This window comes from Streptomyces sp. NPDC037301 (assembly GCF_055602785.1).
This window is the reverse complement of the sequence record NZ_JBVJWD010000014.1, coordinates 48,337-74,258: the sequence shown is the minus strand read 5'-3', so window position 1 is coordinate 74,258 and position 25,922 is coordinate 48,337. Positions and strand designations below refer to the sequence as shown.

At 69.1% G+C, this 25,922-nt stretch carries 31 protein-coding genes, 1 tRNA gene and 1 pseudogene; 16 read left to right on the top strand and 17 right to left on the bottom strand.

Annotation, left to right across the window (positions count from 1 at the left end):
• Positions 1 to 54: 54 nt before the first annotated feature.
• Entirely contained in the window at positions 55 to 1,377 is a 1,323-nt protein-coding gene (locus ACZ7IB_RS22865) for a COG1470 family protein (protein ID WP_470915144.1), read from the top strand.
• Positions 1,378 to 1,424: 47 nt separating this feature from the next.
• On the opposite strand, the gene ACZ7IB_RS22860 is transcribed toward ACZ7IB_RS22865, so the two are convergent.
• Positions 1,425 to 2,246, bottom strand: a complete 822-nt coding sequence (locus ACZ7IB_RS22860) for an eCIS core domain-containing protein (protein ID WP_470915141.1) — start codon at positions 2,244 to 2,246, stop codon at positions 1,425 to 1,427.
• Between the two features lie 553 nt (positions 2,247 to 2,799).
• On the opposite strand from ACZ7IB_RS22860, the gene ACZ7IB_RS22855 reads away from it, so the two are divergent.
• Positions 2,800 to 3,426, top strand: a complete 627-nt coding sequence (locus ACZ7IB_RS22855; RefSeq protein ID WP_470915139.1) for an HhH-GPD-type base excision DNA repair protein — start codon at positions 2,800 to 2,802, stop codon at positions 3,424 to 3,426.
• Positions 3,427 to 3,446: 20 nt separating this feature from the next.
• Here ACZ7IB_RS22855 and ACZ7IB_RS22850 read toward each other — a convergent pair.
• Positions 3,447 to 3,848, bottom strand: a pseudogene (locus ACZ7IB_RS22850) (helicase HerA-like domain-containing protein); the annotation flags it as partial.
• 228 nt (positions 3,849 to 4,076) lie between these two features.
• On the opposite strand from ACZ7IB_RS22850, the gene ACZ7IB_RS22845 reads away from it, so the two are divergent.
• Together ACZ7IB_RS22845 and ACZ7IB_RS22840 are read left to right on the top strand one after the other, a co-directional pair.
• On the top strand, positions 4,077 to 4,373 hold the full coding sequence (locus ACZ7IB_RS22845; RefSeq protein WP_072488263.1) for a type II toxin-antitoxin system VapB family antitoxin: 297 nt from the start codon (positions 4,077 to 4,079) through the stop codon (positions 4,371 to 4,373).
• 164 nt (positions 4,374 to 4,537) lie between these two features.
• Complete coding sequence (locus tag ACZ7IB_RS22840; protein ID WP_470915336.1) at positions 4,538 to 5,131, top strand: LytR C-terminal domain-containing protein; 594 nt, start codon at positions 4,538 to 4,540, stop codon at positions 5,129 to 5,131.
• A gap of 47 nt (positions 5,132 to 5,178) precedes the next feature.
• Here the strand turns inward: ACZ7IB_RS22840 and upp are convergent, their stop codons facing one another.
• The gene (gene upp / locus ACZ7IB_RS22835) at positions 5,179 to 5,814 is read right to left on the bottom strand and encodes a uracil phosphoribosyltransferase (protein ID WP_470915136.1); all 636 of its coding nucleotides are present in this window, start codon (positions 5,812 to 5,814) and stop codon (positions 5,179 to 5,181) included.
• 103 nt (positions 5,815 to 5,917) lie between these two features.
• Between upp and ACZ7IB_RS22830 the strand changes: the two genes are divergently transcribed.
• The 4 genes from ACZ7IB_RS22830 to ACZ7IB_RS22815 all read left to right on the top strand — a co-directional run bounded on the left by ACZ7IB_RS22830 (position 5,918) and on the right by ACZ7IB_RS22815 (position 7,590).
• Entirely contained in the window at positions 5,918 to 6,145 is a 228-nt protein-coding gene (locus ACZ7IB_RS22830; RefSeq protein ID WP_470915133.1) for a hypothetical protein, read from the top strand.
• Positions 6,146 to 6,332: 187 nt separating this feature from the next.
• The gene (locus ACZ7IB_RS22825; protein WP_351256156.1) at positions 6,333 to 6,896 is read left to right on the top strand and encodes a tRNA adenosine deaminase-associated protein; all 564 of its coding nucleotides are present in this window, start codon (positions 6,333 to 6,335) and stop codon (positions 6,894 to 6,896) included.
• 102 nt (positions 6,897 to 6,998) lie between these two features.
• Positions 6,999 to 7,427, top strand: a complete 429-nt coding sequence (tadA, locus tag ACZ7IB_RS22820; RefSeq protein WP_470915131.1) for a tRNA adenosine(34) deaminase TadA — start codon at positions 6,999 to 7,001, stop codon at positions 7,425 to 7,427.
• A gap of 78 nt (positions 7,428 to 7,505) precedes the next feature.
• Positions 7,506 to 7,590: transfer RNA gene (locus tag ACZ7IB_RS22815), tRNA-Ser, on the top strand.
• A 66-nt stretch (positions 7,591 to 7,656) separates the two neighbouring features.
• Here the strand turns inward: ACZ7IB_RS22815 and ACZ7IB_RS22810 are convergent.
• From ACZ7IB_RS22810 to ACZ7IB_RS22750, 13 genes are all read right to left on the bottom strand, one after another.
• The gene (locus ACZ7IB_RS22810) at positions 7,657 to 8,937 is read right to left on the bottom strand and encodes a tyrosine-type recombinase/integrase (protein WP_470915129.1); all 1,281 of its coding nucleotides are present in this window, start codon (positions 8,935 to 8,937) and stop codon (positions 7,657 to 7,659) included.
• 11 nt (positions 8,938 to 8,948) lie between these two features.
• Positions 8,949 to 9,173, bottom strand: a complete 225-nt coding sequence (locus tag ACZ7IB_RS22805) for an excisionase family DNA-binding protein (RefSeq protein WP_470915126.1) — start codon at positions 9,171 to 9,173, stop codon at positions 8,949 to 8,951.
• Positions 9,174 to 9,640: 467 nt separating this feature from the next.
• Positions 9,641 to 11,116 (bottom strand): ATP-binding protein, encoded by a 1,476-nt coding sequence (locus ACZ7IB_RS22800; RefSeq protein ID WP_470915124.1) that lies wholly within the window; start codon positions 11,114 to 11,116, stop codon positions 9,641 to 9,643.
• Positions 11,117 to 11,119: 3 nt separating this feature from the next.
• The gene (locus tag ACZ7IB_RS22795) at positions 11,120 to 11,995 is read right to left on the bottom strand and encodes a bifunctional DNA primase/polymerase (protein ID WP_470915123.1); all 876 of its coding nucleotides are present in this window, start codon (positions 11,993 to 11,995) and stop codon (positions 11,120 to 11,122) included.
• 85 nt (positions 11,996 to 12,080) lie between these two features.
• Complete coding sequence (locus tag ACZ7IB_RS22790; protein ID WP_470915121.1) at positions 12,081 to 12,680, bottom strand: hypothetical protein; 600 nt, start codon at positions 12,678 to 12,680, stop codon at positions 12,081 to 12,083.
• Between the two features lie 11 nt (positions 12,681 to 12,691).
• Positions 12,692 to 12,880 carry a hypothetical protein gene (locus ACZ7IB_RS22785; protein ID WP_470915118.1) on the bottom strand — a complete coding sequence of 63 codons (189 nt, stop codon included), beginning with the start codon at positions 12,878 to 12,880 and terminating at the stop codon, positions 12,692 to 12,694.
• Between the two features lie 156 nt (positions 12,881 to 13,036).
• On the bottom strand, positions 13,037 to 13,288 hold the full coding sequence (locus ACZ7IB_RS22780; protein WP_470915116.1) for a hypothetical protein: 252 nt from the start codon (positions 13,286 to 13,288) through the stop codon (positions 13,037 to 13,039).
• Between the two features lie 139 nt (positions 13,289 to 13,427).
• Complete coding sequence (locus ACZ7IB_RS22775) at positions 13,428 to 15,662, bottom strand: cell division protein FtsK (protein ID WP_470915113.1); 2,235 nt, start codon at positions 15,660 to 15,662, stop codon at positions 13,428 to 13,430.
• Positions 15,663 to 15,819: 157 nt separating this feature from the next.
• The gene (locus ACZ7IB_RS22770; RefSeq protein WP_470915111.1) at positions 15,820 to 16,188 is read right to left on the bottom strand and encodes an RRQRL motif-containing zinc-binding protein; all 369 of its coding nucleotides are present in this window, start codon (positions 16,186 to 16,188) and stop codon (positions 15,820 to 15,822) included.
• Positions 16,188 to 16,835 carry a GGDEF domain-containing protein gene (locus tag ACZ7IB_RS22765; protein ID WP_470915108.1) on the bottom strand — a complete coding sequence of 216 codons (648 nt, stop codon included), beginning with the start codon at positions 16,833 to 16,835 and terminating at the stop codon, positions 16,188 to 16,190. The genes ACZ7IB_RS22770 and ACZ7IB_RS22765 overlap by 1 nt, the downstream gene beginning before the upstream one ends.
• Complete coding sequence (locus ACZ7IB_RS22760) at positions 16,832 to 17,863, bottom strand: DUF2637 domain-containing protein (RefSeq protein ID WP_470915106.1); 1,032 nt, start codon at positions 17,861 to 17,863, stop codon at positions 16,832 to 16,834. Before ACZ7IB_RS22760 ends, ACZ7IB_RS22765 begins: the two co-directional genes overlap by 4 nt.
• Positions 17,860 to 18,186 (bottom strand): DUF6303 family protein, encoded by a 327-nt coding sequence (locus ACZ7IB_RS22755; RefSeq protein WP_470915104.1) that lies wholly within the window; start codon positions 18,184 to 18,186, stop codon positions 17,860 to 17,862. Before ACZ7IB_RS22755 ends, ACZ7IB_RS22760 begins: the two co-directional genes overlap by 4 nt.
• On the bottom strand, positions 18,183 to 18,479 hold the full coding sequence (locus ACZ7IB_RS22750) for a hypothetical protein (protein ID WP_470915102.1): 297 nt from the start codon (positions 18,477 to 18,479) through the stop codon (positions 18,183 to 18,185). Before ACZ7IB_RS22750 ends, ACZ7IB_RS22755 begins: the two co-directional genes overlap by 4 nt.
• 503 nt (positions 18,480 to 18,982) lie before the next feature.
• Between ACZ7IB_RS22750 and ACZ7IB_RS22745 the strand changes: the two genes are divergently transcribed.
• From ACZ7IB_RS22745 to ACZ7IB_RS22715, 7 genes are all read left to right on the top strand, one after another.
• On the top strand, positions 18,983 to 19,759 hold the full coding sequence (locus ACZ7IB_RS22745; protein WP_470915334.1) for a GntR family transcriptional regulator: 777 nt from the start codon (positions 18,983 to 18,985) through the stop codon (positions 19,757 to 19,759).
• A 40-nt stretch (positions 19,760 to 19,799) separates the two neighbouring features.
• Positions 19,800 to 20,312, top strand: coding sequence for a GNAT family N-acetyltransferase (locus ACZ7IB_RS22740; RefSeq protein ID WP_470915100.1), 513 nt, complete (start codon positions 19,800 to 19,802; stop codon positions 20,310 to 20,312).
• Positions 20,313 to 20,980: 668 nt separating this feature from the next.
• On the top strand, positions 20,981 to 21,145 hold the full coding sequence (locus ACZ7IB_RS22735) for a hypothetical protein (RefSeq protein ID WP_176729265.1): 165 nt from the start codon (positions 20,981 to 20,983) through the stop codon (positions 21,143 to 21,145).
• A 9-nt stretch (positions 21,146 to 21,154) separates the two neighbouring features.
• Positions 21,155 to 21,448: a Dabb family protein gene (locus ACZ7IB_RS22730; RefSeq protein ID WP_470915097.1), complete on the top strand. Its 294-nt coding sequence runs from the start codon at positions 21,155 to 21,157 to the stop codon at positions 21,446 to 21,448.
• Positions 21,449 to 21,645: 197 nt separating this feature from the next.
• On the top strand, positions 21,646 to 22,554 hold the full coding sequence (locus ACZ7IB_RS22725) for an RNA polymerase sigma factor SigF (RefSeq protein ID WP_470915094.1): 909 nt from the start codon (positions 21,646 to 21,648) through the stop codon (positions 22,552 to 22,554).
• 235 nt (positions 22,555 to 22,789) lie between these two features.
• Positions 22,790 to 23,656 (top strand): RNA polymerase sigma factor SigF, encoded by an 867-nt coding sequence (locus tag ACZ7IB_RS22720; protein ID WP_266747420.1) that lies wholly within the window; start codon positions 22,790 to 22,792, stop codon positions 23,654 to 23,656.
• Between the two features lie 67 nt (positions 23,657 to 23,723).
• Positions 23,724 to 24,530: a hypothetical protein gene (locus ACZ7IB_RS22715; protein ID WP_470915092.1), complete on the top strand. Its 807-nt coding sequence runs from the start codon at positions 23,724 to 23,726 to the stop codon at positions 24,528 to 24,530.
• Between the two features lie 39 nt (positions 24,531 to 24,569).
• Here the strand turns inward: ACZ7IB_RS22715 and ACZ7IB_RS22710 are convergent, their stop codons facing one another.
• Entirely contained in the window at positions 24,570 to 24,788 is a 219-nt protein-coding gene (locus tag ACZ7IB_RS22710) for a hypothetical protein (RefSeq protein WP_470915089.1), read from the bottom strand.
• A gap of 566 nt (positions 24,789 to 25,354) precedes the next feature.
• Here ACZ7IB_RS22710 and ACZ7IB_RS22705 point away from each other — a divergent pair.
• Complete coding sequence (locus ACZ7IB_RS22705) at positions 25,355 to 25,876, top strand: MarR family winged helix-turn-helix transcriptional regulator (RefSeq protein WP_470915087.1); 522 nt, start codon at positions 25,355 to 25,357, stop codon at positions 25,874 to 25,876.
• Positions 25,877 to 25,922 lie beyond the last annotated feature (46 nt).

The following is a 25,922-nucleotide window of genomic DNA, read 5'->3' as shown; positions in this document are numbered from 1 at the left end:
AGTGTTCCTTCACGGCCGATGTCGGCGTTCGGCGCCGAACCTACGGTGCGCCCTATGAGTCTCACGGCAAGCCTCGACGATTCGTCCGTCACTGCCGCACCGGGCGAGGAGACGGCCCTCCCTCTGCGGATCCTCAACTCCGGCAGCACTGTCGAGGAATACCGCTTCGAGGTGGTCGGTGCGTGTGCCGCCTGGTCGACGGTGGAGCCGGCGACCCTGTCCCTGTATCCGGGCGACTCGCAGACGGTCTCCCTCGTACTGCGTCCGCCCCGCGACTCGACCGTACTCGCAGGGGAGACGCCCTTCGGGATCCGGGTGGTGCCCACCAGCGAGCAGGGCGACACGGTGGTGCCCGAAGGGCGGGTGACCGTACTCCCCTTCACCGAGACGACCGCCGAGCTGGTACCGCGCAGCTCGCACGGCGCCTGGCGCGGCAGGCACCAACTCGCCGTCGACAACCGGGGAAACACCCCGACGACCGTACGGCTGGGGGCCCGGTCCGGTACGGAGCGGGCCCGGGTCGCGTTCGCGGCGGACGCCCTGCAGATCGCGCCCGGCCGGGCGGAATTCGGGAAGCTGCGGATCCGGCCGGCCAAGCGCGTGTGGCGCGGTACGCCGGTCACGCATCCCTTCCAGGTCGTCGCCACGCCGGTTGTGACGGAGGGCCAGGACCCGCTCGCACCGGTGGTCCTGGACGGCTCGTACCAGCAGGAGCCGATCCTGCCGCGCTGGCTTCCCAGGGCCCTCATCACTGCGGCCGTCCTGCTGATCGCGCTGGTCGGGCTCTGGTACGCGCTGCTGCGGCCGGCCGTGAAGTCGGCGGCCCGGGAGGCGATCACGCCGGACGCGGTCCGGTCCGCCGTCGCGGCCGACAAGAGCAAGGCCCCGGACACCGGCTCGACGGCCGGAACGGGATCGGGCGGGGGCGACTCCTCCGGTGCGAACGGGGGCTCACCGAAGCCCAGCCCCTCACCGAGCTCCGGCGCATCCGACGGCCCGGCCGCCGTGGCCCCGACCAGTGCGCAGGTGCAGGTCAGGGACTCGGTGGGCGGCGGGTCGAACACCTCGACGGCCCTTCAGGTGCCCAGCGGACACACTTTCCAGCTGACGGACATCGTGGTCCAGAACCCACAGGGCGACGCGGGAACGCTCGTGGTCTCCTCCGGCCGGGACGCGCCCGTGCTCCGGCTGGCACTGGAGAACTTCCGGGACTCCGACTACCACTTCGTCACGCCGATCCTGGTGCCCGCAGGCGGCAAGGTCACGATGACCGTCGACTGCCGGAAGGTGGGCAAGCCGGTGAACGCGCCGACGCCTTCGCGGTGTGCGGAGTCGCTGTTCCTCGGCGGCACGATGCGGACGGACACCGCGGGCTGACAGCACGGACGGACAGTACGAATCGGGCCGGCCGGTCCGCGGGCCCGTCAAGCAGGCGGAGCCTCTTCCTCCTCCTCGGCGCCTTCCTCCGCCCGTTGGACGAAGGAGCCCTGCACATCGGCAGGTTGCTCGTCCTCGTCCTCCGTCGCCGCCCTTTGCACAGCAGGCGTCGCGACGGGGGACGAGTCATGACCGGCCGCCCCTGTCACAGCCGCCGAAGCCGGGGCCGGGGCCGGGTCCGACAGGACCCGGTCGGCGTTCGCGACGGCCTCCCGCTCGAACCGGTCGGACGGATCGCTCACCCGGATACCGCCCGGCGCCTCCGTACCCTCCACCGGGCCGTTGCGCTGCTGGATCACATGGGTGAGCTCATGGGCCAGCGTGGTGCGGCCCTGCGGCGAGGACGGATCGTACGCGTCCCGCTGGAAGACCACGTTGTTGCCGACCGTGTACGCATGGGCGCCCACGCCCTTCGCCGACTCGTGCGCGGCGGAGCCGGTGTGGATGCGTACGTCGGAGAAGTCCGCGCCCATCCGCCCCTCCAGATCGGTGCGGGTATCGGTGTCCAGGGGCTGCCCGCCGCCGGACGAGACCACATCGTGCACGGGGGAGCGCTCTTCCTCCTCCCGCCTCTGGAGCATCGACCCCACGGCACTGTTGCCGACCGCCCGTTGGAGCACGCTCATGCCGCCGGCTCCGACCACATCGGTCCGCCCGGCGACCGCCGCGCGGTAGAGGTGCGGGGTGTCCGCCGCCTCCCGGCCCTCGGTCGCCCTCGACGCGTGCAGGGCTTCGTCGTGCTCCTGCCCGTGCCCGTGATCCCGCTCGTGGTCGTGTTCCTGGTCCCATTCCTGTGCGTGCATCGTCATCTCCCCTGACCGCGCCCCGGTCGAAGGCGCGTCGTGATGGCCCCACCACTCCACCTTCACGACGTGTCACTGCCCCGTCCAGCCCGGACCCCGCCGGCCAGGGGCAGTCGGCGCTGCCCCTTCGGGCATCCGGTCCGTTCGTACGGTCCCGCGAAGCCCGTCGGCCCCGCAGCCGCCCCGGATGTCACACTCCGGGTCCGCCGGCCGCTCTGTGACCATGAGCGCGACAGGAGAACCACTCATGACACTCCGTACACATCAGCGATCGCGTCGAGCGCGGGCCCACCGGACAGGAGCGCACCGAGCGACGCGGGCAGCGTGCCCCTCGTCGCGCGCACGTCGCCGTCGGGCGTGTATCCGTATACCTGCTGACCGCCCCCTGCTCCAACGCTCCGGGTAGAACTTCCAGTTGTCGATGTCCACATCTCCGAGACTGCCGGCCGCCACTGACAGTCACTCGGCAGCCGCCGTGGCGTCGCCTCCTCGAACGGAATCCGGCGGCAAACGGCTGCACCGGCGAGCAGTGGGGTGGCCGGGCCGCGCCGCCGTCGGGATGATCGAAGACATGACCGAGAGCAACAAGGACCAGGACACCCTGCGGATCGCCCAGCAGCCGGCGGCGGACGAGCTCCTCGCGCGCAGCCCGCTCGCCGCTCTGGTCGGCATGCTGCTGGACCAGCAGGTGCCGATGGAATGGGCCTTCTCCGGCCCGTACACCCTGGCCGGGCGGATGGGCGGAGACGACCTGGACGCTCATGAGATCGCCGCCTACAACCCGGAGGCCTTCGCCGAACTCTTCACCGCCAAACCGGCCCTGCACCGCTATCCGGGCTCCATGGCCAAGCGAGTCCAGCAGTTGTGCCAGTACCTGGTGGCGGAGTACGACGGTGACGCGAGCGCGGTGTGGAGCGATGTCTCCAGTGGGGCCGAGCTGCGGAAACGGCTGAACGCCCTGCCGGGGTTCGGCACCCAGAAGGCGCAGATCTTCCTGGCGCTGCTGGGCAAGCAGTTCGGGGTCCGGCCGACGGGCTGGCGGGAGGCAGCCGGGCCGTACGGCGAGGCGGGTTCGCGCCGGTCGGTCGCCGACATCACCGGCCCTGAATCACTCGCCGAGGTCCGCGCGTTCAAGCAGCAGGCCAAACAGGCGGCCAGGGCGACCAAACACGCAGCCGACAAGTAGCCGACGTACATGGGAAACTGCCCCATCAGCGACTGCGGCGCCCGCAGCCGGGTCGCGGCGACCGGAGTCGGCGCGCCCTTCTCGCTCAGCACCGTGATCACGGCCTCCCCGATGCCCAGCCGGGGCAGCAACTCCAGGAGATCGTAGGGCGAGTTCGGAAACGTCTTCACCGTCGACCGCAACGCCTTCGCATCGTCGGGAGTGAAGGCGCGCAGCGCGTGCTGTACCCGGTTGCCCAGCTGGGCCAGCACATCGCCGGGCACGTCGCGCGGTGTCTGCGTGACGAAGAAGATGCCCACGCCTTTCGAGCGGATCAGCCGCACCGTCTGGGTGATCGACTCCAGGAATGCCTTCGAGGCCCCGTTGAAGAGCAGATGCGCCTCGTCGAAGAAGAAGACGAGCTTCGGCCGGCGGCGATCTCCTGCACCGGCTGCGGCAGAACCCCGGCGCCTCCGCCCGACGCCACGCCCGTGTCCGGCGCGTCGGTGTCCGAACCTCCGCCGGTGCCCGAACTCGCGTCTGTGCCCGTGCTGTCGCTGTCACTCATCACGGCCCCTATTCCGGAATGCCAGCTTTTGTGGCGTTCTTGCCAGCATTGCAGTCCGGCCCCATGGCTGCGCCCGGAGGCTCTTGCCCGGTAGGCTTTCCGTGTGATCTTCAAGCGCATCGGAAATGGGCGGCCTTATCCCGACCACGGCCGGGAAAGCACCCGGCAGTGGGCGGATGTCGCGCCGCGCCCGGTCCGCCTCGATCAACTGGTGACCACCAAGGGCAATCTGGACCTGGAGACCCTCCTCGCCGAGGACTCGACGTTCTACGGCGACCTGTTCGCGCACGTCGTGAAGTGGCAGGGTGATCTCTACCTGGAGGACGGACTGCACCGCGCGGTCCGCGCCGCGCTCCAGCAGCGCCAGGTACTGCACGCCCGGGTACTCGAACTCGGCTGACGGAGCCCGGCGGGTTCCCTCCACGGACCCGCAAGCCGTGCGGGCCGTTCCGGGTTCGTTCGGGTGCTTTCGCACCCGGACGGGTGCGATCCATTGATCATTTAGTAGGCATCATCACCGGGTCGCACTACGCTGCGCCCATGAGCATGCTCACTCCCCCCGGCATGGGCGGAAAGTACCGCATCACGGGCGACAAGTACCCGCGCATGCGCCGCCCCCGGCATCGCGGCAAACTGATCCTCGCTGCCACCGCTTGCGTGGTTGCCCTCGGGCTGGCCGGATGGGGCACGCTGCAGCTCATCGATGTCTTCACGGGCAGCAACAGGAAGGCCAGCGCCGCCGACCACGCGGCGGACTGCGCGTCAGCCAAGCCGTCCGCCCCCGCCAAGGCGCTGCCGAAGCCCGCGAAGATCACCGTCAACATCTACAACGCGACAACGCGCAGCGGGCTCGCCAAGAAGGCCGCCGACGAGCTGAAGAAGCGCGGCTTCACCATCGGCAAGGTGGGGAACGCCTCGGCCGCGTACGACAAGAAGGTCGCAGGTCCGGGGGTGCTGCTGGGCGCCCCGTCGGCCACGAACGGCTCGCTCCCGGTCCTCGCTACACAGCTGCAGGGGGCCGTTGCGAAGACCGATGCCCGCAAGACGACGGACGTCGATCTGATCCTCGGTACGAAGTTCAAGGCGTTCAGCACGCCCCAGTCGGCCGCCGCGGCCCTCGCCGCCCTGGCGAAGCCGGCCTCCGCACCGTCCTGCTGACGGCTGCCGGGTCGACCCCGGCAGCCCAGCACATCCTGCTCGGGACTCTAGTCGACCGTGCCGTACATCCGGTCGCCCGCGTCACCGAGACCCGGGACGATGTAGCCGTTCTCGTTGAGCCGCTCGTCGACCGAGGCGGTGACCACGGTCACCGGCGTACCCGCCAGCTCGCGTTCCATCACCTCGACGCCCTCGGGCGCCGCGAGCAGCACGACCGCGGTGACATCGTCCGCACCGCGCTTGATCAGCTCCTGAATGGCCGCGACCAGCGTGCCGCCGGTGGCCAGCATCGGGTCCAGGACGTACACCTGGCGACCCGAGAGGTCCTCCGGCATCCGCGTCGCGTACGTGGACGCCTGCAGCGTCTCCTCGTCGCGGATCATGCCCAGGAAGCCCACCTCGGCGGTCGGCAGCAGCCGCACCATGCCGTCGAGCATGCCGAGACCGGCCCGCAGGATCGGTACGACCAAGGGGCGCGGGTGCGACAGCTTCACACCGGTCGTCCGTGTGACCGGGGTCTCGATGTCGACCTGTTCGGTACGCACATCCCGGGTGGCCTCGTAGGCAAGCAGGGTGACCAGCTCGTCGGCGAGCCGCCGGAAGGTCGGGGAGTCGGTGCGCCTGTCGCGCAGGGTGGTGAGTTTGTGCGCGACCAGTGGGTGGTCGACGACGTGGATCCGCATGGGTTCAACAGTAACCGGGCCTCCCGCACTCCTGCGCTGGCATCAACCGCACGTTCGGAGGGAAGGTGGGGGCATACGGACCCAGCCTTGGGGTGATGAGCCGATGCCGGACGGGGAACAGCGGAAGCGGGGCCGGCCGGACACACCGACCCCGCAGGACGCAGAGGGCCAGCAGGATCCGCAGGAGGCCGACGCGGCACGCCGCAGGCGGCGCGCCCAGTTCCTGCGCGAGCTTCATGAGGCGAAGGCGCTCCGCGACCGGGTCCAGCCGCGCCGGGCCAGGGCGGCCAGGATGCGCCAGGCCATGCGGATGCGGACCTTCCGCTGGTAGGTCGGACGGCGGCCCGGTGTCCCCCTGGTGGCGGCGTCCAGGAGAACTGATGGCCGACGCAACGGCCGAACTCCTCTCGCAAGGCCTATGTTTCTGCCACGATTCCGATGGGCGGGACGCAGGGCAGCCGGGCCACCGGCTGCCCTCCCGCCGGACCGACACCCCTATGACCAGTGGGAGAGTCACGGTGTACTTCGCCGCACTGCTCGCGCGCACCGAAGACGGGTGGGAAGCGAGCGACACGGAACTCGACGATGTGGAGACCCTGTCCGACCTGACGGATCTGGCCCGTGAGGCCTCGGTGGACGAGGACACTGTGCTCGTCTTCATCGAGCAGGAGGACGCCTGGTTCGGCGTCGTCCGGGTGGACGGGGAGGAGGACCCCCGGATCTTCATCTCGGACGCCACCGCCGCCGCCCGCTCCTCGTACGGGGAGATCCTGCTCACCGATGAACTGCTCGGCCGCGAACCCGGGGCCGAGGACACGATTGCCGCCCTCGAAGAGCTCGTCGGCCTCGACGGTACGGAGGACGGCGAGCCGGACATCACCCCCGACAACGACGACGACAACGACAACGACAACGACGACGAAATCGATGCCGACGCAGTACCGGCAGGCCCGCTCGGTGACACCGGGATCCTGGCCGACCTCGGGCTCCCCGAGGCGGAGCTGCTGATGCTGCGCACGGACGCACTGGTGGAGATCGCGGACGCGCTGGGTGCGGCCGAGGTCCTGGAGACCGTCCGTTAGGGTCCGCGGGTGAGCGAACCACCGCACCCGCAAGGACCGCCAAAACCGCACGAACCCGTAAGAGACCCGCACGATCCCGTGAGAGACCCATGGCGGGCGCATATGCGCCGCGCCCTGGCCGAGGCCGACCTGGCGGCGCGGGCCGGCGATGTGCCGGTCGGCGCCGTCGTGCTCGGCCCGGACGGTTCCCTGCTCGCCACGGGACACAACGAACGCGAGGCGACCGGCGACCCGACCGCGCACGCCGAGATCCTCGCCGTCCGCCGGGCCGCAGCGGCGCTAGGTCAATGGCGGCTGTCCGGATGCACCCTGGTGGTCACCCTGGAGCCCTGCACGATGTGCGCGGGCGCGCTGGTGCAGTCTCGCGTGGACCGAGTGGTCTACGGGGCACGGGACGAGAAGGCAGGTGCGGCGGGCTCACTCTGGGACGTCGTGCGCGACCGCAGGCTCAACCACCGCCCCGAGGTGATCCACGGAGTGCTGGAGGACGTCTGCGCCGATCAGCTGACGGCGTTCTTCCGCAGCCTCTGACCAGGCTTCCCCTCGTCCGCGGCCTGCTGCGACGAATCGGATTTCGGCGGACGGCCGGGATGGTCTAAGCTCTCTCTCGGTAGCGTGTCCGAGCGGCCGAAGGAGCTCGCCTCGAAAGCGAGTGTGGGGAAACTCACCGAGGGTTCAAATCCCTCCGCTACCGCAGGTAGATGAAGGGGCAGACCCATTTGGGTCTGCCCCTTCACTGCGTTCCGTCTCAGTTTCCGTCTCAGTTGGCCGGTACGAGAGCCCCGGCGGCGCCGTCGTCATCGTCGGGCCGGGTGGTCTCGCTATGCCAAATGAGCCCGTCAACCTGTTCCGCGACGCTGGTCCGAACGGTGTCGACCATGTGCTGATACCGGGCCGCCATGGCCGTAGTGGACCAGCCCATGAGCCCCATGACTGCCCGCTCCGACACTCCGAGGATCAACAGCACCGTCGCAGCGGTGTGGCGGGCATCGTGCAGTCGGCCGTCCCGCACCTTCGCCGCCTGTAGTAGCTCCTTCCAGTCGTCGTAGTCCGTACGGGGAGACGTGCCCCGACCAGTCGCCGTGGCGAACAACCAGCCCTCTTCCGTCCACTGCTCTCCGGCGGCGGTCCTCTCCACGCCCTGTCGCTTCCGGTGTGTACGAAGCAGGTCTACGAGCTGCTGCGGAAGTCCGACCGCCCGGCGGCCGGCGCGGGACTTGGTGTCGGCCGTCTCCGGATTGGTCCGCTGCCGCTGGGGGCAGTACCCGGCCTTGCGCCCGCACACCGCGGCGTCGGCACAGCCGTGGGCGTACTGCGGTCGGCGTCGGCTACGCCGAACCATGAGAACGCCACGCCCAAGGTCTACGTCAGTCCATTTGAGTCCCAGCGCCTCGCCCTGCCGCAGTCCGAGCGCCAGCGCGACGGCCCAGCGAGCCGAGTTCCGCCGGTCGTCGGCGGCCCGCAGTAGCCGCTGCACCTCCTCGACGGTGAACGGCTCGATCTCCTCTTCCCGTACCCGTGGCGCCTTGGCCAGGCGCACCGGGTTCTGTCCGAGGTGCCCCCGTCGCACCGCCTCGTTCAGGGCAGTGCGAAAGGTGCGGTGAACCTGGTGAGCGGTGCCGGGCTTGCTTCCAGACGCCATCATGCGGCCGTAGAGGTGCTCGATGTGCTCGGGTCGGAGCTTGTCCAGCTTGTGAGCGCCAAGGCCGGGAATCAGGTGCTTCCTGACCGCGACGCCGTAACCAACCATCGTGTTTTCGTTGACTCCGAGGGGAGCGATGTCCTCCACCCAGTGGGTCAGCCATGTCGTGACGGTCCAGGCACGGCCCGGCTTGCGTAGCGTCTTGGCGTCGCGCCCCCGCTCAAGTTCCTTGACAGCCTTGCTCACCTCGGCACGGGTCTTGCGTTCGACGTGGCGGCGGTCCGACTTGCCGTCGTCCCGGATGCCGACGGTGACGCGGCCGTGCCACTTCCCATCCTTGCCCAGGTAGATCGAGGAGCGGCCGTTCGGCTGGCGGGTGCGCTTCTTGTTCTCATCCATGTGGTGGCCTCTCAGGCAGCGGTGACGACGGGCCGGTTGGCCGTGCGAAGTCGGGTGACGTAGTCCTGAACGGCGTCGGCGGGAACTCTCCGCAGACGCCCAACCGGGACGGATTCGAGCTGTCCGGTGCGGATCAGGCGGAAGCAGAGTGTTCGGCCGATCCCGAGACGCCGGGCCGCCTCTTCGACGGTGAGGAGCACCAACGTCGGGTCAATCAGATGTGTGGCGGTGTCCATGTGGGTGCCTCCCAGGCACACGTGCCGGGCCCTCGGGCCCTTAGGGGGTCCTGTCTGTCCGAGGTGCGGGATTCTGCGTCACCGCGTCATCTGCGTCATTCATGCGCCCTGACCTGCGGTTTTGGGGTGACGCAGAGGTTTTGGGGTGCGTCATCGGTGACGCTGGCTTCGTCATCGGGTGACGCGGGTGACGCGGGGTGACGCAGCCGAAGCCGTCCTGCGTCACCGCTGTAACGGCAGGTCAAGTGCCGTTTTCCGTCCTCGGGTGACGCAGGTGACGCAGCGTCTCTTCTCTTAGGAAAAAGAGAGGGGGTGTCTGTTGTGGTGTGGTGCGCTCAAGGACGTGAATGGGGAGCCGCTTCGCGGCGCGACCTTGGGGCGGCGTGCCGCCGAACAGCAAGAGGAGCACTCCGCGCCGCGTGGCCGGGGGTGCTCCTCTTGCTTGTCCGGGCGGCGTGGGCCGCCGGTCAGAGCATCGGCTCTTGCTGGTGTGGTGACGGGGTCGGGCGTCGAGTCATCTCGATGTAGCGGCCCTCTTTGGTGCGGCCCCAGTCGATGAGGACGCCCCGGGCTGCGAGGGTGGGCTGAAGGCGCTTGAGGCGGTCTGAGAGGACTTTGCCGGTGGTGGGCCACCCTTTAGGCAGGGGACGGAAGTCGTCGCCCGCATAGAGGCCGGTGAGGCAATGCAGCCACTCCGACGACGTCATACGCGCCTCCGCGCCCGCGTCGAGCCCGGCGGAGTGCTTGAGCACGGTCTGCGCGAGCAGGTCACCTTCGATCACGTCGTCGTTGAGGTCGTCCAGGCTGGCCCGGTAGGCGGTGAGCGCTCCGAAGCCGGTCGCGGCGTCGAGCTGCGCACACAGATGCGCAAAGTCGGCCATCCGCAGATCGGTGGGAATGTCAGCCTCGGTCGCCCGGACCTTGACCGTGAGGTCGAGCAGGGACCCGAGGATGACGGGCAGCACCTCTGCGAACTCCGCCCACAGCTCCGCCTCGGTCCGCCTCACCCGGGGACGCTCCAGACGCAGGGGAAGGAGACGTTCGGCGAGGTCGGGGCGGATGACGCCGACGTCGATGCCGGTCAGCAGCAGGGGGCGGCGGTAGCGGGAGCGGACGACGTCGCCGTCGGTGAAGAGGGCGCGCTTGATGCTCTCGGCTCCGGTGACGATGCAGCACATCAGGTCGGACAGATCCGGGGGCAGGTGGGAGAGGTTGTCCAGCGCGGTGACCCACCCGGCGGCAACGGCCGTGATCAGGTTCTCTTCGTCCCTCGGTGCCCGGCGCAGGTCACCGCTCATGCCCTCGATGACCCGTACCAGCATCCGGCCCGCAGTGGACTTGCCCGCTCCTTGGGGGCCGGTGAGGAACGGGGCGGGGACGGGCACGGACGGCCCGAGGCAGCCGATCAACCACGCGAGTGCCAGGCACTCGGTCTCCGCGTTCGCGAAGTTGGTCAGCCTCAGCAGGAGGTCGATGCCCTTGCCGTCGGTGTCCCGGGCGGGGAGGGGAAGTTCGCCGGTGAGCTGGGTGCGCCTCCAGCACACCTCTTCTGGGTCGGGGGTGAGGATGTCCCAGCCGGTGGGGTGGATACGCACGGACTGCCCATCAGCGCGGCCCAGGTCGAGCCAGGTCGCGCCGTCGTATCCCGGAGCGACCCGGATGTGCGTGGGCTGTACGTCCTGGCTCAGCGCGAGCGCTTCGATCAAGTCCAACGCCTCCTTGAGTGCCGTGCCGTTGAAGACGCCGATCCCGTCGTTGAAGAGGCCGACCATGAGTTCCTGCCGGTGGCTCCCTGTCGTTCCCTGGGAGCGGATGGGACGGGCGACGGGGTGGCCGTTCTTCTGCGCGTACACGGTGCCCTCGGTGGTACGGAAGTACCGGAAGTGCGCTTGCGCGTAGTCGGTGATGATCTGGCGGGCCGGGGTCTTCTCGTCCTCGGACATGGCTCACATCCCCAGTGCGGTTCGGGCGTTGGCCCACGCGTCCGTGCAGTGCCGGGGACCCTCGCCCTTGGCCTGAGCGGCGGCGAAGAGCCGCGCGATGTGGGTGTCGGTCAGGCAGCCGCACCGGCCGTGCGCGGACAGCACGGCGAGGAAGGTCCGGTAAACGGTCGCGTGGACCGCGCCGCTTGCCTCGGTGATGCGGTGCTCGGCCATGGCGATGCCACGGTCCAGGTAGGCAGGCGTGCGATGGCGGCACTCCCCTTCCCCAGCCCGTGCGGGCACGGTGATGACGAGCGGTGCAGCCTGGGCCATGGAGGATTCCTTGACGGCCAGCGCACGCACGACCGTCGGCAACGCCGTCATGGTGCCGGTTCCGGGGCCGAGCCACCGTGCGTAGGCCATGGACGACTTGATGTCCACGCCGGGCCGCACGGCGTTCACGGAGCGCATGGCGCCTCGGTAGATCCAGTGTTCTCCGCGCGTGGTGGGGACGGTCCTGGTGGCGGGGAGGGTCGCACGGGCCCAGTCCACGGACTGGTCGTTGTCCAGGTCCACGACGGTGAGTCCGGCGCCGCCGGGGTGGTAGGCCACGGCCTGTGCCTGGCGCCAGACCGGGGCCCAGGCCGGTGAGGCGATCACTGCGGGGTCTGCGGTGGCGGCGGCCCAGCCGTGGCAGATGCCGGGGCACTGGCAGGGCCCGGCGGTCTTCATGTGCGGCCGACCACCACAGGAGCTGTCACGGCAGTTGGGGCAGTTCCCGAACGGGACCTTCCCCGCCCGTAGGGGCAGGACGGGTACCGCGCGGGCGGCCAGGGCCAGGGCGGTCCGTAAGCGCGGCTGGTGGTCGACGGCTCGCCGGTTGGGGGTGGGTTGGGTCATGCTGGGTGTCTCCAGTTCTGTTGTGACTGGCTGGACGAGGGCGGCCCCGGTTCATTGGCGTGAGAGGGGGCCGCCCTCGGCACAGCTACTGGTCGGCGGCAGGGAGCTCGGGGAGTCCTGCGCGGGTCAGTACCTGCGGGTCGAAGCCGGGCAGGGTGGCGCGGGCGGTGAGTGCGGCGGCGAGCGCTTCGGCGTAGGCGGAGCCCTCCCGGGCTACCTCGATCTGCGCGCGGCCACGGATGGCTTCCACGCGTTCGATGTGGGCATGGTCCTCGCGGCGTACGGCGCTCTGCCGCTCAAAGGCCACGGTGTCGCGGCGGTCGGTGCGCCAGTAGCGGGCCGCGATCCCGTACGCCACGGCGGTGGCCACCGCCCACAGCAGGATCGGGAGGGACAGCCCGTCGGAGTACCCGGCAACCCCGGCCAGCGCCAGAGCACCGGAGGCGGTGAATGCGGTCCCGGCGAGCACTCCGTCACCACCACCCCGGCCTGCGGCGGCGAACGCGCCGGCCGTCGCGGCACCGGCTGCGAGGACGACCATCAACGCGGCATTGCTGACGGAGTGTTCGGCGCCGTTGGCGTTCCAGATCCGGCCCAGGATGAGCACGGTGGAGGTGGCGACGGCCGGGGCCGCCTTGGGGGCGGCGAGCGCGACCCAGTGGCGTTGGATCAGGGGTTCGTTCATGACGGGGCCTCCTACAGATCCGGTATGGCGTTGATGACGGCGGTGGTGAGTTCGTTGATGGGTCCGGAGGCGCCGGTGGAGGCGAGGAAGAACCCGAACATGACGGCGACGAACGCGGAGCCCCAGCCGAGAGTGTTGGAGCGGAGCAGGAAGAACAGGACCAGTCCGAACAGCAGGACCAGAGAGACGGTGACAGCCACGACAGGAACTCCTTTGAGGCCGGTTGGGAGTGCTGGGTAAGGTGCGTGGGCCCCGGGTGCTCGCAAGTTCGGGGCTTGGACCGGCGTTCACGCTGGCGAGCGCCTGACATGGTCGGGATCGCCTCAGGGCGGGTGACCGCCGGTCCCCCCCGGGGGTTAGCGGGTGCCGTCGCGGTGGAGGCGGGCGGCGACGTTGTAGAGGTGGCGGCCGATCCGGATGCGCTTTCCGGTGGCCTTGCAGCGGCGGCAGTCCTTGCCGCGCTTGGCCCGGCCCTTGCGGTCGGTCTTGATGGCGTGGCCGAAGCCGCGGCACTTGCGGCAGTTCCCGAATGGCGAAGCCGCACATAGAGATGCGTAACTTAGAGTGATGAGTAGGAGGAGTGCGCTAGCGAGCAGGGCAGGGGTCATGACGGGTCTCCTGGGCCTGTTTCAGGGGTTTTCGCAGGTGGGGCGCTAGTGACTAGCCGCCTGATCGATGCGGGTTTTGGCCGCTAGCGGTGCCGCTAGACCTAGCGGGGTGTGACGCTAGGTCTAGCGGCGGAATCCGTCAGCCCGCGTCCCGGTTTCCGTCACGCTCCGCAATCGCGGCGAGGATGCGGGAGCGCTCGATACCGCGCCGGTTGGCGCCCTTCCCGGACTCGGTCTTGCCCCATACCTGTCCGGTGTTGACGCCGTGCGGCTTCAGCGCGGCGGCCAGTTGCTCGGGCTCCCAGCCGCCGTAGACGTCCGGCCGCAGCTCGGCAAGACGGGCCACGACGACCTCGGACCACAGCTTGGGCTCTTCGGCCGGCACGACCGCGAGGATGTCGGCGAGCAGGTCGAAGCCGCTCGATTCCCGGTCCTCGAACGACTCGCCCGCGGCGTGGCCGGTGAGGGTTCCGGCGGCTTCGCGCAGGCGCCGGGCGCGCAGCCCGATCACCTCGGCCGTGGGGGCGTCGACGTAGACGGACGAGACGATCCTTGCGTCGGCGCCTTCACCGACGAAGTAGTGGATGCCCTTGTCCTTCCACGAGAACATCGTGGCCCGGATTCCCCGCTTGTAGCTGGACGTTCCGAGGACCATGTCGTTCTCCAGTTGGCCCATGACCTTCAGGCACCACCGGGCCGACGCGTTCGCGGAGATGCCGGTCGGCAGCGCCTTGGCATCAGGGCGCTGCGTGGCCAGCAGCAGCACGATGCCGGTGGCGGGGCCGCGCTTGACCAGGTCGGTGCAGATCTCTTCGAACTCCCCGCCGTGCTTGGGGTGCTCGAACCACACCTGGCACTCATCCACCCCGATCACGATCGGGTGCAGGCCCAGCTTCGGCTTGTTCGCCAGCTCACTGGTGACCTTCGACTCCGGGCAGATGTCCCGCGGCAGGGACCGGATCATCTTCGCCCGGCGCCGCAGCTCGGTGCGCAGTTCCCGCAGGTCAGCAAGCGCGTACTCGATGTCCTCGTCATCGTCCCCGGCCCGGTGCCGGTGCGAGACGCGTTCCCCGACGGGGTCGAGGTCGCCGGTGCCCTTGAGGTCGTAGGTATGGACCTCGGCACGGGTGTCAAGTGCGGCAATGAGCAGAAGCAGACGGAGCAGGAACGTCTTGCCCATGCGCGGGATGGCTCCGATGACGCCTGCGATGTACATCAGGGTGATGTCGACCCAGCGCCCGCGCTGGTCAGTGCCGAACGAGACCGGCTTGAACAGGTCCACCGAGCCACCCTTGATCAGCGGCCACGCGGGCTTCGTGGCGGTCGACATGTCCTGATCACCGACCCACAGCACCAGGCGCCCGGTGTGCTCGTCGGGGACGGCCTCGGGCCAGACACAGCCGAGCGGGCGCCGCAGACCGGAGGCGAGCTTGTCGCGGCGCTCGATCACGTCGGTGACGGTCACGCCGTAGGGGAGGTCGCCCTCCGCACGCCAGCCGGGGCCGTCGCGGGTGATCGGGGCGGTGAACGTGAACCCGTCCCGCCCCTTGCTCTGCACCTGGTTGATGGCCGTGATGCCGAGCGCCCCGAGGGCGCGGAGCACGATGTCGGACGTGAGCTTGGGCGCCTTCGTCATCTCGACCGCCCGGGTGATGACCGGGGCGTCGGCCTGAGTGCCGGCCGACCCCAGGGCGAGCAGCACCGCCCCGACCGAGAGGGCCTGGAGCCAGCCGGGGGCGAGGACGTAGATGGCCAGGGCAGCACCGAGCCCGACGAACATGCCGAGCACGGTGACCAGGGTCCGCAGTCGGACCCGCCCATCGCGCTGCCGGGAGAGCTTCAGGTACTCGGCCGCGTCCTCGCGCCGGACGGAGGCGAGTCGGACCGGCTCGCCCTCCCGGTCGGCGACCCACCGCATCGTCCCGCCCACGAACTTTGCCGCACCCCGCGGCGCCTGGAACGCGAGCCGCGCCGCGTAGTACGGGGACCGCAGCCCGTGGTACCCGGCCAGGTGACCGTAGTGGCCGGTGGCCCAGCGGGCGGCAGTCTTGAACTCCTTACCGGAGCGCAGCCACAGCGGGACGATGGCCCGACGCTTGGCGCCCATGAGTCGGCCCAGGAACCCGGGCCCGACTTCCGCCGGGCCATCGACCATCACGGGCTCGGTCGGGTCGCCCGACCCGTCATCCGACCCGATGCCCGACCGTGCGGGGTGCGGGTCGGCCGACCGATCGGCGGCGGGGTCGGCCGACTCGACACGGGCCGACCGCGCCTTGTCGAGGTCGACCACTTCCCCGCCCGAGTCGGACCCGGTGGGGGTGGCCATGTCGGCTTCGAGTCGGTTGAAGAGTTCGCTTTCGTCGTCGTGATTCACTGACAGTCCTTCCTGGACAAGGGAGTGGACACGGGCCCGACCGACGCTGTGAGAGGTGAGCGGTCGGGCCCGGTGTTCAAGGCTGAGGCGCAAGAGGACCGCTAACTAGCCTCGCTTTCGGCTAGTTCTGGCCCTGGCCTCACGTTCGGTTATCGCCCTACGAGTACGCGCAGGTGGGGCACACGCCGAGTGAGGTCGGGATGCAGTACCCGGCGTCCTGCAGGCACTGCGGGCAGGTGCGGCGGGCGAGCATCGCTTTGGCGAGTGCGGCCTCGCGTCCTGGCGTCATCGACCGGACGGGCTTGGCCATCTCGATCCGGTAGAGGTAGGCGACGGCCACGCCTGCTTTGCGGCGGCGGGAGCGGCGCATGATCTGCGCGGCCACTTCCTGCCCGCCGGGCCGGAGTCCGCGGGCACGGAGCTGACGGCGGGTGGCATAGCCGTCCGGGGCCAACTTCCATGGGAACGTCGGTATCCCATGCATCGCACCGGTCGGGTCGTAGCACTCGCCGAACGTCGGGGACATCAGGCCGCCACCCCCGTCTCGGGCACGTTGGCACGCGCTCGGCGGCCCGAGCGGCGCCCGGTGACGGATGCGAAGAGCCTGCCGAGCCCCGCCCGGCTGACCCCGCCCCGCCCCTGCTTGGCCGCGTACATGGCTTCATCGGCCCTGCGGAGCAGACCGGACAGGTCCTCTCCGGGGTGGTCGGCGGCGCGTGCCCAGCCGAGTGACACCGTGGTGTGCACCGCTGGATCGAGCCCGTCCGCGGGGCGGGCGAGCACGCCGTGGAGAATCGCGAGGAGATCGGATGCGGTGCCGTGGTCGTCGATGACGACCGCGGCGAACTCATCGCCTCCGAGCCGTCCCGCAACTCCGGTCCGGCCGACGTAGTGAGACAGCCGGTCCGCGGTCGCCTTCAGCAGCGCGTCCCCGGCGGCGTGGCCGTGGCGGTCGTTGATCTGCTTGAAGTGGTCGACGTCGGCGAGAACCACGACCGCCCGCGAGTCCTTCAACAGGGCCGTGGCGCGGCGGGTGAAGCCGTCGCGGGTGCGCAGTCCGGTGAGTGGGTCACGGCGAGCGCTGTGCAGGCGGCGGCGCATCCACAGCGTGTGGACGGACCAACTGGCGGCGAGCGGCCCGGCCGTGGCCAGTGCGGTTAACAGGGTGCTCATGCCGCCACCGCCCCGGCGTGCTCCGCGTCCGTCTTGGTGTCGTCCTGCTGGTCGTCGGTGTCGACGGCGTGGAGCGGCTGACCTGCTGCCCGCTCTGCTTTGAGGGTGTCGCGCAGGGTGCGGGCGGTGGCCTGCGAGACGTGAACCGCCGTGCGGATACCGTCAGCGGTCAGTGCCGCGTCCGGCCACGCCGTGGTGACCTCCCGCGCCTCGGTCAGGATCTCTTCCGGGGTCCGCTTCGTCTTCGGCTTCGCGCTACGGCGGGCGGAAGGCTTCGCGGGCGGCTTCGGCTTGGCGGCCTGCTCCGGCCCGGGCTCGGGCTCCGACTTCACGGCCAGCTCGGTGGGTGGGTTCTGCTCGCCCGCGGGGTTGGCCTCCCCGAGCTTGAGCAGGACCCGTTGGGCGCGTGGTGTCTTCGAGCGCCAGCGGCGGCCGTGCCGTTCGCGCAGCTCGGCGCGGGCCAGCAGGCGTTCCCGCTCGCGGGTCAGTGCGTCGGCGTAGGAGGTGATCTCCCACAGCGTCATCCGGCGCCACAGAGTGAATGTGGAGGGGAAGGCCAGCAGCCACCGGGAGGCACGGATTTTGTCCATGCGGCGGCCGGTGACGGCCCCGATCCGGGACGCGTAGATGTGGGCGCCGATCTCGGAAAAGACCACCCACAGCAGCGGCATCGTCCCGTGCGCGACCTTCGCCCACAGGTCGTGGCCTGCCGAGACGTTCAACCCGCAGGTCACCAGGGTCAGGACCCAGGGGACGAACCGCACCCATGCCAAGGCCATGTCCATCCGGATCAGCAGCAGGTTCGCCACCGAGAACACCGGGATCGACACGTCCATGCCGACCGGGACCATCCACGGCTCACCGAACCCCCACCGTGCGGCAGCATCGGACACCGCGTCGAACGAGGAGATCAGTCCCAGCGCGCCGACCCCGGCCGCGGCAAGCGCACCGAGCCCGGCCAGACCGAGTTCCGGGCGGGTCAGCGGCGGAACCGCCGGCCGATCCATGTTCTGCACCATGGTCGTCATGCCGCACCTCCCGGCGCGCGCTGCACCTTGGCGGCGGCCATGAGAACGACGCGCGCCGGGTGCGGGTGGTAGCCGGGACCGGTGTCCTCGCTCCACTCCCACTCGACACCGTCCGCGAGCGTGAACCCGAGCGAGGCGAGCGCCGCCCCACGTTCCTCGCGGCTCGGCACCTGGTCTGACGTGGGCCAGGTGAACACGGGCCACTCGCTCACCAGCCCCGTGATCACCACGTACAACTGCCAGCAGGGCCCGGCGGTCCGTTCCGGCACCGTCGTCCCGCAGCAACGCAAGCTCAACTGCGCCCGCAGTACCCGGCCGCTCATGCCGCAACTCCGCCCCGGTACTGCCGACGGCCAGCCGCCCGGCGGGCGGGCAGCGGGGTGACGTTGAACAGCTCCGGCGCGTGGGCCTCGATCGCCTCGGCGGCGACGCGGCTGACGCGGTCGGGGAAGTCCGGGTTGTCCGCGAGGATGTCGCGGGCCGCGTCCATGCGGGCGGCCCGCTCCATCTCGCTCTCGCCCTCCACACCCAGCCAAAGATCCAGCGGGGTACCGAGGGCCAGTTCGATGAACTCGGTGGTGCTGGCCGCGATGTGTCCGGCCACAATGTTCTTCATGGGTCGTGGTTCTCCTTAGCGGTGGAACGGCCCAGAACAGCGGCCCCGGTGGTAGGACACCGGGGCCGCGCGCCGTTGTGGATGAAGCAGGAAGGTCGTTCTCCGGCTCCCCCTCACCGCCTGTGCGAGACAGGCGGATCAGGCAACCGGCCGCAGCATGAACCTGCTGCGGACAGGTACGGGGTTGCGCTGTACATCACGCGGAAGACCGCGTGGCCGCCTACTTGGCCGAGGAGAGGCGGCGTGATCCCCATTCAGTTGTCAAAGAACAGTCGCTCCCCAGCAAGCGCGGTAACCCCTGGTCAGAGGGGCTCCCGTCCTCACGGGACCCGCCGGGTGCTTTGCGGTCGTGATTGCCATGCCGATCCGACACAGCAACGTACGTGACACCCCGTACGACTTGTCTGGAGGAGTGCCGCGCTCTGAGTCTGCACAACCCGCCCTTGGCTAGTCAAGCCTTCTCGTCTAACTTGTACGGAGGAGCTGGAGCAGAAGGGTTGGAGATGCCCGTGCGACGCGGAATGACTAAGGCGCAGGAGATCGCGGCTGACCTGCGCAGGCAGATCGAGCAAGGGGAGCTAGCCCCTGGAGCTGCACTGCCTAGCGAGTCGCAGCTGATGAGCCAGTACGGCTACAGCCGCGAGACCGTACGCGCTGGCGTCCGAGCCCTTGTTGAAGAGGGTTTGGTCGTCACCGGGTGGGGCCAGGGCAAATACGTCCGCGAGAACTACCCACCTGTGGTGTGGAACTGGTCGACCCTGGAAAGCCGGAGCCGCCACGAGAACGCCGTAAACGGTCAGACAGCGGGTGACCAGTGGGCCAGCGCCATAGCGCTGGATGGCCAGTCCCCTCGGCAGGAGATCACCGTCTCCATCGTCGAGCCGCCCTCACACGTCCGTGATGCGCTCGCTCTGCCTGACGGCGGCCTGGCTGTGGCCCGCAAGCGGATTCGGTACGTCGACAACCGCCCGTACGCGCTCGCCGACTCGTACTTCCCCCAGGAACTCGTCGCCGGCACGCTCCTCATGGAGCCGCGCGACGTGGCGGCGCCTGGTGGTGTGCTCGCGTCCGTCGGCCTCATCCAGATCAAGTACAGGGATGAGATCGCGGTGCGAATGCCGACGCGACATGAAGCTGAACTTCTCGCCCTACCTGCGGCGACGCCGGTAGCCGAGCACACGCGAACCGGCTACGACGCGGACGGCAAGCCGTTGCGCTGCATGGTCACCATCCTCCCCGGCGATAGGCACAAGATCCTCTATGAAGTCGACACCGACTGAGCGTGTCCGCCCTGCACGGGCGGAAGACGTACGGTCCCTCATGGCGCTGAGGACAGAGGCCGAAAGTTGGCTGGAGTCCAAGGGGACCGACCAATGGAGCGACCCGGAGACCGGAGCCAAAGCCATCACGAAGTGGCGGGCATCGATCGACGAAGGGCGCGCATGGGTCGTCGTCGATGACTCCGAGACGGTCTTGGCTACCGTCAGCAGGGGGCCTATCGACCGCGATTTCTGGACTGATGACGACCGCCCAGAAACGGCCTTCTACCTCTACAAGCTGATCGTCGCCCGCCACGCGGCGGGGCGACGCCTCGGTGAGCGCTTGGTGGACTGGGCTTCCAATCTGGCAGCACTGGAGGGGCGCGACTGGGTGCGTATAGATACTTGGCGCGCCAACAAGGGCCTACACAGCTACTACGAACGAATCGGCTTCGAGCACGTGCGGACAGAGAGCCCACCGCATCGGCGCTCTGGGTGGCTGGCGCAGCGTCCAGTCACCACGCTGAGCCTTCCTGATTCGCCCTTGGCAGTAGGTTCGCGCGCCGCCGCATGACTCCGAGCCCCGTCTCAGTTTCCGTCTCGTTCACCGCCGTACACCGTCGTTCATGGCGGTACTTCACCCGCTCACGACTTCAGGTTCAGTCCCTCCGTGAACGGCCATGAACGACCGCGTACGGACCCCTGATCAGCAGGAACAGACCTCGAAAGCGAGTGTGGGGAAACTCACCGAGGGTTCAAATCCCTCCGCTACCGCTCTTGTGAAGGGCCCGGCGCATCGCGTCGGGCCCTTCGGGTTTTCCGCACCTGCACTCGCGGATACGGACAGATACGGACACGACTGTGGTCCCGGGCGCGTCGGTCGTCGCACCCGGGACCACAGCCCGCGAAGTATTGGCCGGGGGAAGCGGCATCGGGGGGACAAGCCGCTCCCCCCGATGAGAACAGGCCCCTCAAGCCCTCGCCGCAGTCAGGGGGAAGCTCGCGGCGGGAACCCCACAGTGAGGTCCCGTTCCTCGCCTCGCGGATTCCAGCCGGATCCGCCGGGCTCACCGTCCATCCTGCGGCCTCGCAGAGGCCTTACGAGCGGGCAAAGGGCCCCCGATCGCCGAGCCGTTGGTCCGTAAAGGCCCTGTGAGTGGTCGGAAACACCAGAGGGATACGGCCATTCGTGCGGATAGAATCGCCCGACTGCACAGGGGATCGAAGGCGAGGCAGGGGCTGATGGTGCAAGCGAAGAAGATAGCTCTCTACGTGATAGTCGTCTTCGTGCTGTACACGATCATCACGTCTCCGGCCCGGGCGGCGGATCTTGTCCAGGTAGGGTTCGAGGGCGTTTCAAGTGCCGCACAGGGCGTCGGCGACTTCATGTCCGAGCTCGTGAAGTAGGAGTACCCCGTGATCCGCCATCTGGTCCTGTTCAAGCTGAACGACGGCGTCGAGCGGGACGACCCGCGGGTGGTCGCGGGGGCGAAGGCCTTCCAGGAGCTGGCGGGACAGGTCCCCGAGCTGGAGTTCTGGGAGTGCGCCTGGAACATCACCGACCGGCCGATCGCGTACGACTTCGCCATCAACTCCGCGGTCGCCGACGAGGACGCCCTGAAGCGTTACATCGAGAACCCCGCCCATCAGGCCGCCGCCGGACAGTGGCGCGCGTTCGCCACCTGGGTGATCGCCGACTATCCGTTCTGATTCGCCCGGTCCGCCTGATCCGGTCGGCCCCCTGAGCCCCTCGCCACCACGGCAAGGGGCTTTTCTTTGTGTTTAAACCAGGTTGACCCCAACACGACGCTATACGGTGCTTGCACACAGTGGACATGTCTTGTGATGCTATGACCGCTTTTGACGGATGAGTTGACCGAAGTTGACCGCAAAGGGGTGGCGTCACCGTGCCGGCCAGTGCAGCGCCTCAAGTGCCTCCCCAGACCGTCCAGACCGTCCAGACCGTCGAAACCATCGAGACGGTTGAGACGGTCGAGACGGTCGAGACGGTCGAGACAGAAACGCCCGACACCACGACACCGCCCGCCAGGACCAGGGGCGCCGACACCAGGGCGCTCACTCAGGTCCTCTTCGGACAGCTCAAGAACCTGGAGCCGGGGACCCCGGAGCACGGCCGCGTACGGGCGGCGCTGATCGAGGCGAACCTCCCCCTGGTGCGGTACGCCGCGGCGCGCTTTCGAAGCCGTAACGAGCCGATGGAGGACGTCGTCCAGGTCGGCACGATCGGCCTGATCAACGCCATCGACCGATTCGACCCCGAACGCGGTGTCCAGTTCCCGACCTTCGCGATGCCGACCGTCGTCGGCGAGATCAAGCGGTACTTCCGGGACAACGTACGGACCGTCCATGTCCCGCGCCGGCTGCACGAGCTCTGGGTCCAGGTCACCGGCGCCACAGAGGATCTGACGACCGCTCACGGCCGCTCTCCCACAACCGCGGAGATCGCCGAGCGGCTGAGGATCTCCGAGGACGAGGTGCTCGCCTGCATCGAGGCCGGCCGTTCCTACCACGCAACCTCGCTGGAAGCCGCACAGGAGGGCGACGGGCTGCCCGGCCTGCTGGACCGGCTCGGCTACGAGGACCCGGCCCTCGCCGGGGTCGAGCACCGCGACCTGGTCCGGCATCTGCTCGTACAGTTGCCCGAGCGCGAGCAACGCATCCTGCTGCTGCGCTACTACAGCAATCTGACACAGTCGCAGATCAGCGCCGAACTGGGTGTCTCCCAGATGCATGTGTCAAGGCTGCTCGCCCGCAGTTTCGCCCGGCTTCGATCCGCAAACAGGATCGAGGCGTAACCGGAACGGGTAGAGCACTCGAAGTCCGGTTCGGGCGGCCGAAATGCCGCACGCCCCCTGTTAACTGCACAGACGCCACAAAGACTTGTCGACATGTCACTACAGCGTGTTGCCGACATGTGACATTCTGCGGGAACCGCGTTTGCCGTGGCCTCGCCGCCGGTATTCAGGTGGAGGCTGCGTTCCTCCGATGGTCGCGGCTCAACGCGACCGTCCGCGACCTCAAGGGGGTGGCATGTCCGCAGAACAGGGCAGCTCGAAGGTGCTCACGCTCACGAAGAGCGCACCCGCACCCGTTGTGCTCACCAGCTCGCCGGAAGCCATCGACACCCGCACTCTGTCCCGCTCCCTGTTCCTGCGGCTCGCCGCGCTGGGGCCCGCGCCGGGCCCCGATGGAACGGACAGCCCGGAGCGTGCCTATGTACGGGACACACTCATCGAGCTCAACCTCCCGCTGGTGCGTTACGCCGCGGCGCGGTTCCGCAGCCGCAACGAGCCGATGGAGGACATCGTCCAGGTCGGCACGATCGGGCTGATCAAGGCGATCGACCGGTTCGACTGCGAACGGGGTGTGGAGTTCCCGACGTTCGCGATGCCGACCGTCGTCGGGGAGATCAAGCGCTTCTTCCGCGACACCTCGTGGTCGGTGCGCGTCCCGCGCCGCCTCCAGGAGCTGCGACTCGCGCTGACCAAGACCAGCGACGAGCTCGCCCAGAAGCTCGACCGCTCGCCGACCGTGCCCGAGCTGGCCAAGGCGCTCGGCGTCTCCGAGGAGGACGTGGTCGACGGACTGGCCGTCGGCAACGCGTACACCGCCTCCTCGCTGGACTCGCCCTCGCCCGAGGACGACGGCGGCGAAGGCTCCCTCGCGGACCGGCTCGGATACGAGGACTCGGCACTGGAGGGCGTCGAGTACCGCGAATCACTCAAGCCGCTGCTGGCCAAGCTCCCGCCACGCGAACGCCAGATCATCATGCTGCGGTTCTTCGCCAACATGACGCAGTCCCAGATCGGCGAGGAGGTCGGCATCTCACAGATGCACGTCTCACGCCTGCTGACCCGTACGCTCGCCCAGCTCAGGGAAGGGCTCATCGCCGACTGACCGCCGTGGACCGCCGCACCGTGGCACGAGGGTTCCGATTTGACGGACCGTCAGCCACACTGGCGCGATGCGACGTCAGATACGCGACTCGACCGGCCGCCGGGGCTCCGTGATCGCCGCCTCGGCGGCCGTGCTGTGTCTGGGCGGCGCGCTGGCCGCCTGCGGCGGCGGGACGGCGGACGACGGCTACGTGGCGGTCGGCGCGGCAGGCGCGGGCCCCGAGAGAGCGCCGTCGGGAGCGGTGGCGCCGTCGGGGAAGGTGACGCTGGTGCCGCTGGACAGGGGCGGCAAGGGCGGTGGGAGTGCCGGAGACCGGGCCGGCGGCGGCGGGCCTTCGCCGGACGCCTCCGCCGCAGGCGACAGCTCCGGGGGTACGAGCACTGCGAGTGGCGCGGCCGACCGGCCGCCCGGTACAACCGGCCCCGGCGCAGGCGGCGCGGGCAGCGGCACCGGCAGTGCGGGCGGCGGTACAGGCGGTACGACCGGCTCCGCCGACTCCGGTGGCTCCGAAGGAGGCCCCACGGGCCCCGCAACCCCGTCGGCGCCCGGCTCCACCGCGCCCGCGGGGCCTGCTGTGCTGGTGGTGGGTGCCCCCGAGCGGGCGGCAGCGGACGAGCGCTGGTGCGAGAAGGTGACCGTGGAGTTCCGCAACACCGGAGGATCACCGGCGCGCTCGGGGACCGTCACCTTCGCCACGCACATCATCGGCGGACTGGGGATCGACTGGGCGACCATCGAGTCGACCGAGCCACTGCCCGCGCCAATCAACGCGGGAGCGGCCCGGACGAAGACGTACGCCGTCTGCGTGGACGCCTGGCGGGTGCCCCTGGGTATGCATGTCGAGACCCGGGACGTCACCGCCGTATTGAAGTGACGGGTGGAGGCAGGAGGTACGGAGGAACCGGTGCGCCGGTCAGTCGAGCGCGAGCCAGGCGACCGCTGCGAGGACGACGATCACCGCGACGACGGTGACGATCACCCCGGTCTTCGGTCCGGACGAGGCGGCCGGCTGCTGCCGACGCTGCGGCTCGCCCTCGTCGACGAAGGCGCGGAACATCTGGGTGCTGCCCGCGGGGTCGTAATTACCCTCGGGGCCCTGGGGGCTGCCATTTACCGGCGGCTGATTACGCATGAATGCATTCCCACTCGATCAGGTGAAGTGCTCGTCGGATACTGCGATATGAAGCCTGTGGAACTGTAGCGTCGTCACGTGGGAGAGGGTCCTGCGGCCAACGCTCGACGCCCTCTCGCCAGGGACTCCGCCCGCCACAGACTGGATCAAGCGCGTCACGCGTGCCGCCACCGGGGTGCGAAAGCGGAGAACCAGGTCGCCCAAGACCGTTCGGGATGGCCCGCCAGACGCACAGCACCTCGCGCCGGGCGCCAAGGAACGGTCGCGTGTCATGGGTCAGGACCCTAACGGTCCGGCGGCACCTTATGCCCCTACGGGGCGACGGCCGGGCCCCGAGTAACGCTTGGGGCCTACTGCCGTTTCGGGGCCACCGTCCACACCTCCGGTGTGGCACGAGACACACCCGCCCCGACCCGTCCCGCACACGCTGGGCGCTTGACTCAAGCCCTACGCAGCCTTTTGCCTTCCTTTACTTATGCAAGCCTCATTTCGTTTGCCTGCAGCAACCAACACTTATATGGTTGCCCTAAGCAACAAGATGAACCGGTGAGATGTCTGGGGGGCCCGTGGCCGTACGAAGTCAGTACGAAGAACTGGCCCGGCAGCTCAGCGCCATCGGGGCCGTCAAGCGGGGTCTCGCCCGCATGCTGCCCCCCGAATGCCCTGGCGGCTCGGCGGCCGTACTGGCACTTCTCCGCGAACACGGCGAAATGCGGATCAGCAGACTGGCCGAGCTGATGGCCGTCGACATGTCGGTGACCAGCCGTCATGTCGCCCATGTGGCAGAGCGTGGCTGGATCGAACGGTCCTCGGATCCGGCGGACAAGCGGTCCCGCATCCTGCGGCTGACCCCCGCCGGACATGACGTACTCAGCGATCTGAACCGCCGGACCACCGAAATGTTCATCCATAACCTCTCCGACTGGTCCGACGACGACGTCGGACAGCTCAACACGCTGTTGGCCAGGCTGCGCGACAGTTTTGCCTGTCGCGGCCCCGGAGGGTGCGCCCCCGGAAAGCACATCGGCGACTGCCGCTTCCGGCATGCCGACAGCGACAACGACTCGCACACCCGTACACCTGTGTAACAGAAGCAAAGACAAGGAACTCAATGGCTACGACCACACCAACCGG